This window comes from Reinekea marinisedimentorum (assembly GCF_004341165.1).
Taxonomy (GTDB): domain Bacteria; phylum Pseudomonadota; class Gammaproteobacteria; order Pseudomonadales; family Natronospirillaceae; genus Reinekea; species Reinekea marinisedimentorum.
Genome location: NZ_SLZR01000010.1, coordinates 17,756 through 32,577 on the forward strand (window position 1 = coordinate 17,756; position 14,822 = coordinate 32,577).

A 14,822-nucleotide genomic window follows, 5' to 3' on the forward strand; every position below is an offset into this window, starting at 1 on the left:
GCAGGAAATAAAATGGCATCTGAAATTCTGGTAAACGTTACGCCGATGGAAACCCGTGTGGCCATCGTAGAGAACGGCGCTGTGCAGGAAGTGTACATTGAGCGCAGTCAAACGCGTGGTCTGGTCGGGAATATTTACAAGGGCAAGGTGCTGCGGGTATTACCGGGCATGCAGGCCGCCTTTGTGAACATCGGGCTGGAACGTGCCGCCTTTATTCATGCCTCCGATATCGACCTGAACCGGCCGGAAAACGAAAGCCATAAGCCAATTCAGACGCTGGTGCGCGAAGGACAATCACTTATTGTGCAGGTCACCAAAGACCCGATTGGCACCAAAGGCGCGCGCCTGACCACGGCGCTGTCTATTCCGTCGCGCTATCTGGTTTATATGCCAAGCTCCAGCCACATTGGTGTTTCGCAGCGCATCGACGGCAATGAAGAGCGTGAACGCCTGCGCGCTGTTGTTGAAAGCGCCAAAGAACACGAAGAGGTAAAGGATGGCGGCTTTATTCTGCGCACTGCCGCTGAGGGGATTGGCGAGCAGGAAATCCGCTCCGATATGAATTACCTGAAGCGCGTCTTTAACGTGTTGCAGGATCGTATCCAAAAGAACAAACCCGCGACCATCATCTACGAGGATCTGCCGCTCTATCTGCGGGTTGCCCGCGATATGGTGCGCGCCGATGTCGAGAAGATCCGCATCGACTCCAAGGAAACCTTCACCAAGGTGATCGACTTTGTCACCAAGTACACACCAGAGGTGGTGGAGTGTTTTGAAAACTATCCGGGTGAGCGGCCGATCTTCGACCTGTACTCGGTAGAAGATGAAATTCAGCGCGCACTGAGCCGTAAGGTAGACCTGAAATCCGGCGGTTATCTGATCATTGATCAAACCGAGGCGATGACCACCATCGACGTCAACACCGGTGCCTTTGTTGGCCACCGCAACCTGGAAGAAACCATCTTCAAAACCAACCTGGAAGCCGTTACGGCAATTTGCCGTCAGCTGCGCTTGCGCAATCTGGGTGGCATTATCATTCTCGACTTCATCGATATGGAAGATGAAGATCATCGCCGCCAGGTACACCGCATGCTGGAAAAGAGCCTGGAAAAAGATCACGCCAAGAGCAAGGTGACCGGTGTTTCTGAGCTGGGGCTGGTAGAAATGACCCGCAAGCGCACCCGCGAAAGCCTTGAACAGGTGCTGACCGAAAACTGCTCCGTGTGTCAGGGGCGCGGCATGCTGAAGACTTCACAGACCGTCTGCTATGAGATCTTCCGTGAAATTCTGCGTGAAGAGCGTGCCTACAATAACGATCAATATCTGGTGTTGGCCAGTCAGCAGGTGGTTGACCGTCTGTTGGATGAAGAGTCCTCCAACGTTGCCGACCTGGAAGAATTCATCGGTAAGCCGATACGTTTCCAGGTGGAGCAGATGTACTCTCAGGAACAGTTCGACGTTATCCTGCAGTAGTATGGCCGCCTGTTAACAGGCGGTATTTTCAGTATTCATCGGCTCATCAGCATCAGGTAGAACAGTGACAACCCAAACGAGACAAATCGCATGACTAGCTCTGGTTTCTGGCCGGTTGTCCGAAATGCTGTGTTTAAGGTTCTTGCATTCTGGATTCTGCTGTTTGCAGCATACCTGGCGCTTGGCCGCCAATTCTTTCCCTATGTAGAGCGACTGCAGCCGGAGCTGGAGCAATGGCTCTCCAGCCAGCTGAATACCGAGGTTGAGGTTGGCTCATTGCAGGGGAGCTGGCTGAAGTTCAACCCGGTGCTGACGCTCAGGGATGTTGAGCTGGGCGGTGAATTCTTTGTAGAAGAGCTGACCCTGGCCCCGGGCTTGTATGAATCCATTTCGCGCGGCGGCCTTTCATTTATTCGCTTTGAGCTGAACGGCTTGAATGCTGCACTGACTCAGTCGGAACTGGGCTGGCAGATCAATGGCCTGGCGCGGGCAGAAGCCAGTCGCGGTGGCGGCTTATCGATCAGCTCGGTGCTGCAGCTGTTGCAGCGTCAACAGCATGTTGCTTTTGAAAATGTCCGGCTGAAGGTGACGCCGGACAACTTCCCTGAATTCGATATAAATCTTGAGCAAGGCCGTCTCGCTGGCGATCAGCTGGTGAACAGCCTGGTGGCAAGCGCCACGCTGTCGCAGCAAAAGCTGACGGTGCCGGTTGAGTTGCAGCTGGAAACCACGCTGGAACCCGGGCAGTTGAACCGACTGCACATTAAGCATGGTGCGGTTGAGCTCAGCCCCTGGTTATCAGCGTTGAGCGAGAACATTACTGGCCTGCGTATGAGTGGCGAGTACTGGCTGAATTTCGACCGCTATCGCTGGCGCAGTGCATCGGCCAGGGTTAATGCAGAGTCTATCGAGCTGGCCGGTCAGGTTGAGCCGCTGAGCTTCAGGCAGGTCAGTCTTGAGGCCGGTGCCGACAACAGCGCCGCAGAAACCACCGGTAGTTTCAGGCTTTATTCTGAACAGAACAGTGAGGCAGTGGTGGATACCACGGCGCTGTTTTCGCTGGAAGGAGATCAGCTGCAGCTGCAATGGGATGCATTGCCGGCAGAACTGGTCGGTCAATGGATTGCTAAAGACGACAGCACCGGCTTTTGGAAGCGCATTAGCCCGAGAGGCTTTGTTGAAAACGGCCGCTTGCAGGTGAATATTAAATCCCCGGAATCTCTTGGCTTGAAGGCTGAACTGGCGGCGTTTTCCATGTCGCCATCAAATCAGGTGCCCGGCCTGGATGGTATAGCCGGCACCCTTTCTATGGACAGTCAGGGTGGCCAAATCGCCTTTTCAGCTGCGCAAAGCGCACTGAAGTTGACCTCCTTGTACGATCAGATTCACAGCGCTGAAATTCAAAGCGGTGTTCTCAATTGGCAGAGGGTCAGTGAATACGGCACTTTTGTCGACGGTAATGCCGAACTGCTGCTCGACCCGAAGGTGTTGGATGGCGAAGGCACCGACCCCTTACCGGTGGGCGTGAGCTGGTATTCCCGGGCTCCCAGCCAGGCGAACCGCGAGGCCGGGCGTGAAAAAACGGTCGAGGTGTCTTTGACGGCCGCGCAGGCCGATGCCTTATGGATTCGGCATCTGGCCAGGAATCACCTGGTCAATGCGGCAATCGCTGATGAAATAGACAAGGCGGTGCAAGGCGGTGAGTTCGCCAATGTTAAGCTCGATTTCCTCGCCGCATTCGCTCTGGAATCGAAGTCGGAGAAGCAGTTTTTTGTCAGTGCCGATGTCGCCGATGCCAGCATTCGTTATCTGGATGGTTGGCCACTGATCGAACACTTTAATGGCTCCGTTCTGCTGGGTCACAACCGTTTAACCATCCGCAACGAGCAGCCCGTATCAATGCGGGGCCTGACGTTTGCAGACCTGAGTTTGAATATCGACTTTAAAACCGGAGAGCTCTCGGCCACGGCGGCTTCGGAGTTGCCTGCCGCCGGGTTTCTCAGTTTCTTAAAGCAGGGCCCGGTTCGTCAGTATCTGGGCGACCGGCTGGATCAGCTTTTCATCGAAGACGACGTTCAGTTTGACCTGAACCTCAGTCTGCCCCTGAGCCAGCCCGAAGCGCTTACGCTGACGGCCAATACCGGGTTTGCAGGCAATGAGGCTGAGCTTGCCGACCTGAGCCTGGTGTTCAGTGATGTAGAAGGCGAGTTGACGTATAGCCTGCAGCAGGGCTTGAGCAGCTCGGGTCTGTCGGCGGTTCATCAGGGTGAGCGACAGCAGATCAGCCTGCAAACCGCCGGTTCGGGTGATCAGATGAATCTTCAGGTCGATATTGAAGGCGTGACGCCGCTTCGGTTCTGGGGTGTCCGCTATGGCGATCCGTTGTTTGCAAGCAGTGAAGCCAGCGTAAGCCATCACACAAGCATTAAGATCGACAGCGATTCAACCGACATCCGCTTGGTTTCCGATCTGGTCGGGTTTGAACTGGCGCTCCCCGAACCGCTGGCAAAAACCGCTAGCCAGGCCACGCCAATGCAATTGGATATTCAGATTGACGGCAATGGCCGGAAACACTTTTACAGCAGAATAGGCAGCGAGTTGCAGGCGTTTTCCGAGTTCGACGCCAACAATCAGTTGCAGCGTGGCAGCGTTGCCTACCGTCAACCGCTGAACGTTAGGGATGAACCGGGTATGTATTTTGATCTGGACATCGATGAGGTGGATATCGACGCCTGGTGGACAGCAATACAGGCTTATGGTGAGCGTATTCAGGCCCAGCCTGAGGCGGATGCCGAATCTTTTTCACAGCAGATTGCAGAAATTAATCTGACCAGCAATAAGCTGTGGTACCTGGCCAAAGAGTGGCATCAGGCCACGGTGCAACTGCTGCAGAATGATCAGGGCTGGCTCGCTGGTTTCAGTGCTGAAGAAGGGGAAGGCCAGGTTTCCATACCCAGTGGCCCGGGCGAAATGTTTGCTGATTTTCAGTGGCTGAACCTGCGAACGGCTCAAATTACCGACGGCCAGGTTCCTGAAGACCCGCTCGCACAGCACTTGCCGGATGAAATACCGGCGATGTCTATTCAGGTGAATAATCTGATCTGGAACGACAAGGACCTCGGCAGTTGGCGGGCGTCACTGAAATCCAGCGCAGGCGAGATGGTTGCTGAAAATCTGCAGGGCAGGATGGCTGGTGCTGAATTGCAGGGCGAGCTGACCTGGCGCTATCAGGATGGAAAACACCTCAGCCGTTTCAGCGGTGACGTGGCCATTGGTGATGTTCAGGACATCCTGAAAACCTGGTCTCAGCCGCTGCTTCTGGAGACAGATCGGGGCGATGTTGAGTTCGACCTGAGCTGGTCGGGTTCACCGTCATTCTTCAATTACAGAGAGATGAAGGGCACCGTTGATATCGACTTGCGGGACGGTGCGATTCTCGATGTCGGTGAGCTGGAAGGCGTAAAGCTGGTCGGGCTGCTGAACCTCTCCCGCATTATTCAGCGCGTGGCTCTGGATTTTTCCGATCTGCTGGCCGATGGCATCAGCTTTGATACCCTGGCGGGCGAGATTCTGTTTGACCGTGGTTTTGCCCGCGTTGGCCGGGAATTGGTGATCGAGGGCCCTTCGACAGCCTTCCGCTTTACCGGCGACGCCGATCTGCTGACCGAGCAGCTGGATGTGGATTTGAACCTGACGGTGCCGTTGTCGAAAACCTTTCCGCTGGTTGCGTTGCTGGCCGGTGTTTCTCCTCAGGCGGCGGCAGCTATTTATGTCACTGAGTTAGCCCTGAACAATGAGCTTTCGCAGTTCAGTTCTGCCAGAATGCACATCATCGGCACTTTCGATTCGCCGGAAGTGTTGTTTTACCGGGTTTCTTCAGCCCAGCCATCAGAGTAAAGGCGACAGGATTCATAGCCATGAAAAATATTCGAATGTTGTTTATACAGATGACCAGCGGTGCCAACCTGCAGCAAAACCTCGATAAGGTGGCCAGCGAGCTGGCTCAGCAGGCGCCTGGTTCGGTTGATATGGTCATCGTGCCTGAAATGTTTGCGTTGTTTGGCTCCAAAGAACAGCGCGCCCTGGCTGAGCAGGAAACGACCTTTAACGGCCCGGTGGGCTCCGTTATTCGGCAGCTGGCGGTTGAACACGGAGTCTGGATTGTGGCCGGTTCGGTGCCTGCGATGGCCAGTGCCAGCAATCCGATGGCGCGCTGCCATGTTGTTGATGCCGAGGGTGAACTGGTTGCAAGCTACGATAAAATCCATCTCTTTGATGCCAATGTGACGGACAAGCAGGGTGCCTACCGGGAGTCGGACGACTACTCTGCTGGCAGCGAGGTGGTCTGCTTCGACAGCCCCTGGGGCCGTCTGGGTCTGGCCATTTGCTACGACCTGCGCTTCCCGGAGTTGTTCCGGCAGTTGGCAGAACAGGGTGCCGAGCTGGTGATTGTGCCGGCCGCCTTTACCTATGTCACCGGTAAGGCGCATTGGGAGGTTCTGTGTCGGGCGCGGGCTATTGAAAATGGCCTGTTTATCGCAGCGGTCAATCAGGCCGGTCAGCACGATGCCAAGCGCCAAACCTGGGGGCATTCGATGCTGGTCACGCCCTGGGGGGAGTTCGAATCACTGGCAGATTCTGCCGGCTCTAAGGTGTTCACGGCAGATCTCAGTAAGATTGAGCAGGCACGCACGGCCTTGCCGGTGCATCAGCATCGGAAGTTGCTTTAAGGGCCTCAGTAAGGCAGTTGAAACTCGCAGCTGGAGCTTACCTCACCACCGTCTGTCAGCTGCTGTTCGGTAATGTTAAAAAGCCCGTTCTGACTCTGAATGTAGGTGCGGCAGCGGGTGCCGTACTGTTCGTTGGTGATGGTCTGGGCTGAAATCAGCCGCTCCCATTCCAGAGGAACGCCGGTTTGTGGCAGGCGGCCCTCATCTGCCGGTGCCGATGAGGTCAGAATGTCCGAGTGCAACAGTGGCGCACTCTGCGATGCCAGAAAACGCCGCATCTGCTCTTTTGCAAGCTCGGTTTTCGGCCACGGTGTATCCAGGCTGTCGTTCGAAAGCCCATAAACTCCAGGCTCCAGCCATTGCCCTTCCGGCATAGTCGAGCTGAACCAGAACAGCCGCTCCATATCGCCGAGCAGCAGATTAAAGCCACCGTACAATTCAATATCGAGCATCAGCGATTGATGGAAGTGCTCTATCGGTTGGTTCTCCAGCAGGAATTTACGGATCAGGTTGCCCCGGCTTTTCGCCGCCTGGTGGCCGACGAAGCCCGGTCGAATGTTGGTCAGCAGCGCAAACAGGCCCGAGCGGTTAAAGCCCAGCCAGGTGCCGCCCGCCTGCAGGTCTTTACCGGCGAGGATGTCGGCATCGGCCCACCAGTGCATAGGTGCAGTCGGTCGTTGACGGAATTCGTCGCGGTTGGCAACCACCGTCAGCGGGGCTGATGTATTGGGTTGCCAGGCGATTACGGCTAAGCACATGGGAGGCTCCGGATAAAATTAAACATACAAGCTAAGACAGTAGACCATGCGAATAGTTTTATGGCTTAGCCATTAGTTTTATTGCTCCGCGTGCGGTTTTGAATTAGTCGATTCGAAAATCTTATCGGCACTGGCGGCGACAAAGCCCTGATACAGGCTGCCATCGGTGGTTTTGTAGCGCCGGGCAAATTCGTAGTAACAGGTTGGAATTTCGGCCGTGTTGCCGCAGCCAAAGCGATAGTTTTGCGTGGACGCCAGCGTTGATGACTGTTCTAAAAAGACCTGTGGTGAACCCTTGATCCGGCCGCCACTGGCGTTGATAGAGAAGCCCAGGCTCTCGATAAACTGGTTAACCTGCTCAACCTCGGTCAGAGTTTTCAGCGCATTGATAAAGATGGTGAAATGGTTTGCCCGTAAGCCCATCACACTCATCCAGGCGGCATATTCGCTTTCCTGTGCCAGGCGCTGGTAGTCCTCCAGAGACGGTGGCTGCCACAGGATACCTCGCCACATCAGGCTGAGTTCAATCTTCATCGTTGCCGGAATCTGGCGGACGAGTGATTCGATAATGTGTTGGCTTTGTGGGCTCAATTCCTCGGTGCGCAGCTCGCTGAGGAATATTTTCGGCTGGCGGTCATCGGCGGGTACATAGCCCATGGCATCGAGGTGTTTTTGCTCAAAATGGTAAGGCTGAAACCGTTTGTAACCGAGCGACAGAATGATGGGCTCCAGTCGTTCAATATTGATCGGTGAATGATTAAAGGTGCGAAACGCTACGTGGTCGTTGATCAGTTGTTCGCCTCTGCTCTGCAGTGCCTGGGCGATGACAGGTGCCTGAGGGGCAATTTCTGTGTAGTCCTGCCAGAGTGCTGAAAAAAACTGTTCGGTGTTCATGGGTCGCTCCCGCTGCTTGTTTTTGTTTTGCAGCAATCAGGTTAGAACGAAACCCGCACCGGCAGTATCAGCACTTCGTCTTTGTTTTGCATGAAAGAGACATCTGCGAGTTCTTCAGCTGGTTTCCGGTTGTGAACGGCTTGCTCGCGTGCTCAGTTTTCGAATGCTGTCCCAGATAAGCAGGGCCAGTGCACTCCAGATGATGACAAAGGTCATCAACTTTTCGGATGAGATCGGTTCGCCATAAACGAAGATGGCCAGCAGGAACATGCCGCTCGGGCCCAGATACTGGAAAAAGCCTAACGCAGTGAGCGAGATGCGGTTGGCGGCTGCTGCAAAACAGAGCAGCGGGATCATCGTGACCGGGCCGGCGAGAAACAGCTTGCCGTAGATATCCGGGCTGGCTTCACCGCCAGCCCAGACGGTTGCCGGGCTGAGAAACAGGTATGCCAGCGCAATGGGCACCATAAGGCCGGTTTCCAGAACCATGCCGACAAAGCTGTCGACACCAATCTTCTTGCGCACCAGGCCGTAGAGGGCGAAGGTTATTGCCAGTGCCAGCGCAATCCAGGGGAGTTGCCCAAAGTGGTATATCTCCAGGCCCACCGCTACCAGACACATGGCTGCCGCCAGCTTTTTGATGCCGTCGAGCCGTTCGGCAAAGAAGATCATGCCCAGCATAATGTTGATCAGAGGGTTGATGTAATAGCCTAAGGACGCGCTCAGCATGCGGTCGCTGTTGACCGCCCAGATGAAGATCCCCCAGTTGCAGCCAACCAGTAGCGTCGATATCAGCAGATAGGTGCGGATCTTCCGGTTGCGTATGGCCGCGATCAGCTTTGGCAGGCGACGGGTTGCCAGGATAATCAGCAGGGTTAGAACCAAAGACCAGAGAATGCGGTGCGCCAGTATCTCAAGGGCAGAAACGCTGCTGACCCATTTGAAATAAACCGGTGCAATGCCCCATAGCCCATAAGCGCATAAGGCCAGTAGCACGCCATCTTTATCAGTCTTTGTCATAGGTTGTGTCACTCTTGTCCGGAAAATAGCGATGCAGAAATTATCGGGGCAATAACAGGAAAAGTTGGAATTTAACGAGATTGTCAAAGCCGACTGCTAGGCTTAGGTGACTTATAACAGTGCACCGGAATAGAATGGTGCATTGATATATTGCCAAAATGCCAAGTAATTGTGCATAGTTACTGCAGGTTTAATATGGTTTAACTCTTGCTTGATAGCAGGGGACATCTTAAAAGAAGGAAGATAGGAATGATACGCAAATGTTTGTTTCCGGTAGGTGGTTACGGCACACGTTTTTTACCTGCAACTAAAGCTCTGCCTAAAGAGATGCTGCCGGTGGTAAATAAGCCGTTGGTTCAATACGGTGTGGAAGAGTCCATTAATGCGGGCCTGAATTATGTCGGCTTCGTGACCGGCCGTGGCAAGCGGGCGATCGCAGATCACTTTGATATCTCATACGAGCTGGAACACCAGATCAGCGGTTCTTCAAAGGAGAAGTATCTGTCATCTATCCGTCACCTGATGGATGAAGGTGTATTTTCTTACACCCGTCAGAAAGAAATGAAAGGTTTGGGTCATGCCATTCTGGCCGGCGAAACCCTGGTGGGTAATGAGCCCTTTGGTGTGGTTTTAGCCGATGACCTGTGTGTAACCGAGCCGGGTGAAGACAACGTACTGGCGCAGATGGTTAAGGTGCACAAGCAGTTCCGTTGTTCGATTGTAGCGGTAATGGAAGTACCGGAAGACGAGATTCATAAGTACGGCGTAATTGCCGGCGAAGAAATGAAAGATGGCGTTTATCGTGTTACTGACATGGTCGAAAAACCTGAGAAGGGCACTGAGCCTAGTAATCTGGCGGTGATTGGCCGTTATATCCTGACACCGGATATCTTCGATATTATCAAAGACACGCCTCCGGGCAAAAATAATGAAATCCAGCTGACGGATGCCCTGAAGACTCAGGCACAGGATGGCGTGGTTATGGCTTATCGCTTCAAAGGTAAGCGTTTTGACTGTGGCTCTGTTGCTGGCTTTGTGGAAGCGACAAATTACGTCTACGAAAACATCTACAAAGATGACTGATTGCTGAGTTTGAACACTGAAAGACCCGGACTTGTTCCGGGTTTTTTATGGCCCAACAAAAAGCCCGGCGAATGCCGGGCTTTGTCGTTAAGCAGTTTGCCGCTTATTACAGCACCAGACGGCGAATATCAGCCAGTACTGTCGACAGATAAGTTGTGAACTTAGCTGCGTCAGCACCGTTGATGGCACGGTGGTCGTAAGAGAGCGACAGTGGCGTAAAGGTACGAGGTTCAAACTCTTTACCGTTCCAGTGCGGTTTAACCGCATTGTTGGAAACACCCAGAATGGCAACTTCCGGTGCGTTCACAATAGGCGTAAAGGCGGTACCGCCTAAGCCACCCAGGCTGGAAACAGTGAAACAGCCGCCTTGCATTTCAGCAGGCTTAACCTTGCCTTCACGGCCACGTTTGGCGAAGTCGATAATGTCTTCTGCAATTTGCCAGACAGACTTCTTATCCGCGTCTTTAATGACAGGCACGATCAGACCGTTAGGTGTATCAACCGCCAGACCAATGTTCACGTAGTGCTTCTGAACATAGCGTTTGCCATCTTCCATCAGCGAGACGTTGAACTTCGGATACTCAACCAGAGCAGACGCACAGGCTTTAATAATGAATGCCAGTGGGCTGATCTTGGTGCCGCGTTTTTCCATTTCTGGTTTCAGCGACTGACGGAACTTCTCAGTTTCAGTTACATCGGCTTCGTCGAACTGGGTAACGTGTGGAATGACCAGCGCGTTACGGACCATATTCGCTGCAGTGATCTGCTGGATACGGTTCATTTCAACGATTTCAATGTCACCAAACTTGGAGAAATCCTGATCCGGTACGGTTGGTAAACCAGCGCCAGCAGCCGGTTTTGCAGGCTCCTGCAGGCGGTTTTTAACCCAGTTGGCGACGTCATCTTTAACGATACGGCCACGTGGTCCGGTACCCGGTACAAGGCCAAGGTCGACACCAAATTCACGCGCCAATCGGCGAACAGCCGGGCCTGCGTGAACATTTTTGCTGTGAACGATTGGCGCATCGTGCTGAGCCGCAACGGCCGGAGCCGGAGCAGGTGCTGCTTTAGCGGCCGGAGCCGGAGCAGCAGGTGCCGCAGCGGCAGCCGGTGCCGGAGCAGCGCCTTCCGCTTTAAGGATCAGCAGAACGGTACCCTGAGATACTTCATCGCCTTCACTCACCTTAACGGCCAGTACTTCGCCGGCAGTTGGAGAAGGCACATCCATAGAGGCTTTGTCAGATTCCAGCACAACGATGGTGTCTTCTTCTGCCAGAACATCTCCTGGTTTCACCGAGATTTCGATGATTTTGGCGCTGTCCATACCGATATCCGGTACAGTCACTTCTTTCGTTGCGGAGCCCTGAGCCGGAGCAGTTGCACCCGGTGCCGCAACCTGAGATGCCGACGGTTCAGCAACCGGAGCGCCGGCAGCAGCACTGCCGCCTTCAGATTTCAGTTCGATCAGGACGGTGCCTTCAGAAACGCTTTCACCATCAGCCACCTTAATAGATACCACTTCACCGGCTTTCGGTGACGGCACATCCATAGAGGCTTTGTCAGATTCCAGAACAACGATGGTGTCATCTTCAGCGATAACATCGCCAACTTTAACTGCAATCTCGATGATGGACGCGCTGTCCATACCGATGTCCGGAACCAGAATCGGTTCAATTGCACTGCTGGCAGCCGGAGCGGCCGCAGGTGCTGGTGCAGGCGCAGGTGCCGCTTCAGCAGCAGGGGCTTCAGCTGCGGCCGTTGCACCCTCTACTTCAATAATCGCCAGCTCATCGCCTTCAGAGACGCTGTCGCCTTCGCTGATAGAAACTTTGGTGACCTTACCGGCAATCGGTGAAGGTACATCCATAGAGGCTTTGTCAGACTCTAGAACAATAATTGTATCGTCTACATCGATGACATCGCCTGGCTTAACACTGACTTCAATACAGCTGGCAGTGTCCATGCCGATATCGGGAACTCGAATAATTTCAGTTGCCATATAAGACTCCTAATTGGGCAATCACACTGTCATTGGGTTTGGTTTGTTGATGTCCAGATCAAACTTCTTAATCGCGTCAGTAACCACTGAGGCTTTGATTGATCCTTCATCGGCCAGCGCTTTCAGAGCAGCGACGGTGACCCACTTACGGTCAACTTCGAAGAAGTGACGCAGCTGAGCACGGGAGTCACTTCGGCCAAAGCCGTCTGTACCCAGTACTTCATAGTTCTGTGGAACCCACTTGCGGATCTGGTTGGCGTAGTTCTTCATGTAATCGCTTGAAGAAACAACCGGACCTTCACGGCCTTTCAGCATTTGTGTGACATAAGCTTCACGTGGCTCGCCTTCAGGGTTGAGCAGGTTTTCGCGATCTGCATCCAAACCTTCACGGGTTAGTTCGTTGTAGCTGGTCACTGCCCAGATATCGGCGTTCACGCCATATTCGCTGCGCAGAATCTCTGCTGCTGCACGTACTTCCTGCATGATTGAGCCGGAACCCAGCAACTGTACAGTTGGCTGCTTCGCTTTCTTCTCATCTTCTTCAAGCAGGTACATACCCTTCTTGATGCCTTCTACCATTTCCGGCTTCATGCCTGGGTGCGTGTAGTTTTCGTTCAGGGTCGTGATGTAATAGAAAACATCTTCCTGATCTTCAACCATGCGCTTCAGACCATCCTGAATAATGGTGGCGACTTCGTAACCGTAGGTTGCATCGTAGGTTACACAGTTTGGAATAGTGCCGGCCAGAATGTGGCTGTGACCATCCTGGTGCTGTAAGCCTTCGCCGTTCAGAGTTGTACGGCCAGAGGTCGCACCAATCAGGAAGCCGCGCGCCTGCAAGTCACCGGAAGCCCAGGCCAGGTCGCCAATACGCTGGAAACCGAACATGGAGTAGTAAATGTAGAACGGGATCAGCTGGTGGTTATAAGTAGAGTAAGACGTTGCTGCAGCAATCCATGAGCTCATGGCGCCGGCTTCGTTAATACCTTCCTGCAGAATCTGACCCTTGATGTCTTCTTTGTACCACATCACCTGGTTCTTATCCTGAGGGATGTAGCTCTGGCCCCATGGTGAATAGATACCGAACTGACGGAACATGCCTTCCATACCAAAGGTACGGGCTTCATCCGGTACGATTGGAACAACGCGGTTACCAATCTCTTTGTCTTTCATCAGGGTAGAAAGAACGCGTACAAAACTCATGGTGGTTGAGATTTCACGGTCGCCCGATTCTTTGGTCAGTGCTTCAAAGCTTTCCAGAGTTGGCACTTTCAATTCGTTATCAGACTTCTTACGACGGATCGGCAGGTAGCCGCCCAGGGTATTACGCTTGTTACGGATGTACTGCATTTCCGGGCTGTTTTCGTCCGGACGGAAGAATGGGATTTCGCCAGCTTCCAGTTGAGCATCGGTAATGGGTACTTCACAAACATCGCGGAATTTCTTCAGGTCATCAACCGTCAGTTTCTTCAGCGAGTGAGTCATGTTCTTCGCTTCACCGGCTTCAATGCCATAGCCTTTAACGGTATGCGCCAGAATTACGGTTGGCTTGCCACCGTTTTCATTGATCGCACGGTTAAACGCAGCAAATACTTTATAAGGGTCGTGGCCACCACGGTTCAGACGGAAGATGTCTTCATCAGACATGTCTTTAACCAGTTCAGCCAGTTCCGGGTATTTACCGAAGAAGTGTTCACGGGTGTAAGCACCGCCGTGAGATTTGTAAGACTGCAGTTCACCATCAACAACTTCGTCCATGCGCTTCTGCAGCAGGCCTTTAGAGTCTTTGGCGAACAGTTTGTCCCAATGACGTCCCCAGACCACTTTAACTACATTCCAGCCTGCGCCACGGAACATGCCTTCCAGTTCCTGAATGATTTTGCCGTTACCACGTACCGGGCCATCCAGACGCTGCAGGTTACAGTTGATCACGAAGTTCAGGTTGTCGAGGTTTTCACGACCGGCCAGGGAGATTGCACCTAGTGATTCCGGTTCGTCCATTTCACCGTCGCCCAGGAATGCCCAGACACGACCGCCTTTTTCAATTTTTTCATGGTTTTCAAGGTAGCGCATAACGTGCGCCTGATAGATTGCCTGGATAGGGCCTAAGCCCATAGATACGGTTGGGAACTGCCAGTAATCCGGCATCAGCCAAGGGTGAGGATAAGAGGACAGACCCTTGCCATCGACTTCACGACGGAAGTTGTTCAGTTGCTCGTCGGTTAAACGGCCTTCAACATAAGAACGTGCATAAATACCCGGAGCAATGTGACCCTGGAAGTAAACCATGTCGCCAGGGTGAGTGGCAGTTGGTGCACGCCAGAAATGGTTGAAACCGATATCGTACAGGGTGGCAGAAGACTGGAAGCTTGAAATGTGGCCACCGAGGTCATCGCCAGATTTATTGGCTTTAACCACCATAGCAACGGCGTTCCAACGGATCATCGCACGGATTTTGCGCTCCAGATCGTTGTCGCCCGGATACTTGGGCTCTTCTTCAAGGCGAATGGTATTGCGGAAAGGTGTGTTGATTGCAAATGGTACGCCTTCACCAGAATGTGTCACCTGATCAGATAGCTGCTTAAGCAGATATTGAGCGCGATCAGTACCTTCTTCACGGACAACTGATGCTAATGCGTCAAGCCATTCCTGTGTTTCGATTGGATCTAAATCGTGTTCCATAGAGTAAAAACCTCATCCCCGACGGTAAACGGATTTTTCCGTTTTGTTGTTAACGCAACTTGCAGGTCTGCAGCGAGTGCAGAGCGAATGGTTGCACTTTGTGATTTGACAAATCGGCTCAAGCCTAGAGTGTTTAGCGATATTCGTCACTCAGCGATAGTTCACCGACTGGCGAAATTTCGC

The 14,822-nt window shown here is 53.3% G+C and carries 9 protein-coding genes; 4 read left to right on the forward strand and 5 right to left on the reverse strand.

All coding sequences use genetic code 11. The features are described from left to right. Window positions 1-12 precede the first annotated feature (12 nt). The 3 genes from rng (at window position 13) to BCF53_RS12085 (ending at window position 6,203) form a co-directional block, all read left to right on the forward strand. Complete coding sequence (gene rng / locus BCF53_RS12075) at window positions 13-1,473, forward strand: ribonuclease G (protein ID WP_132701997.1); 1,461 nt, start codon at window positions 13-15, stop codon at window positions 1,471-1,473. 90 nt (window positions 1,474-1,563) lie between these two features. Next, a complete protein-coding gene (locus tag BCF53_RS12080; RefSeq protein WP_132701998.1) occupies window positions 1,564-5,370 on the forward strand; it encodes a YhdP family phospholipid transporter in 3,807 nt (1,268 codons plus the stop codon). Between the two features lie 20 nt (window positions 5,371-5,390). Next, the gene (locus BCF53_RS12085) at window positions 5,391-6,203 is read left to right on the forward strand and encodes a carbon-nitrogen hydrolase family protein (RefSeq protein WP_132701999.1); all 813 of its coding nucleotides are present in this window, start codon (window positions 5,391-5,393) and stop codon (window positions 6,201-6,203) included. Window positions 6,204-6,208: 5 nt separating this feature from the next. Here the strand turns inward: BCF53_RS12085 and BCF53_RS12090 are convergent, their stop codons facing one another. From BCF53_RS12090 to rarD, 3 genes are all read right to left on the reverse strand, one after another. Next, window positions 6,209-6,961, reverse strand: a complete 753-nt coding sequence (locus tag BCF53_RS12090) for an NRDE family protein (RefSeq protein WP_132702000.1) — start codon at window positions 6,959-6,961, stop codon at window positions 6,209-6,211. A 78-nt stretch (window positions 6,962-7,039) separates the two neighbouring features. After that, window positions 7,040-7,855: a DUF1338 domain-containing protein gene (locus tag BCF53_RS12095; protein ID WP_132702001.1), complete on the reverse strand. Its 816-nt coding sequence runs from the start codon at window positions 7,853-7,855 to the stop codon at window positions 7,040-7,042. A 114-nt stretch (window positions 7,856-7,969) separates the two neighbouring features. Further along, window positions 7,970-8,875 (reverse strand): EamA family transporter RarD, encoded by a 906-nt coding sequence (rarD, locus tag BCF53_RS12100; RefSeq protein WP_132702002.1) that lies wholly within the window; start codon window positions 8,873-8,875, stop codon window positions 7,970-7,972. A gap of 249 nt (window positions 8,876-9,124) precedes the next feature. Here rarD and galU point away from each other — a divergent pair, with 249 nt between their 5' ends. Beyond that, window positions 9,125-9,958, forward strand: a complete 834-nt coding sequence (gene galU, locus BCF53_RS12105) for a UTP--glucose-1-phosphate uridylyltransferase GalU (protein WP_132702003.1) — start codon at window positions 9,125-9,127, stop codon at window positions 9,956-9,958. Between the two features lie 106 nt (window positions 9,959-10,064). On the opposite strand, the gene aceF is transcribed toward galU, so the two are convergent. Further along, on the reverse strand, window positions 10,065-11,957 hold the full coding sequence (aceF, locus tag BCF53_RS12110) for a dihydrolipoyllysine-residue acetyltransferase (protein WP_132702004.1): 1,893 nt from the start codon (window positions 11,955-11,957) through the stop codon (window positions 10,065-10,067). A gap of 21 nt (window positions 11,958-11,978) precedes the next feature. Beyond that, entirely contained in the window at window positions 11,979-14,639 is a 2,661-nt protein-coding gene (gene aceE / locus BCF53_RS12115; RefSeq protein ID WP_132702005.1) for a pyruvate dehydrogenase (acetyl-transferring), homodimeric type, read from the reverse strand. Between the last annotated feature and the right edge of the window lie 183 nt (window positions 14,640-14,822).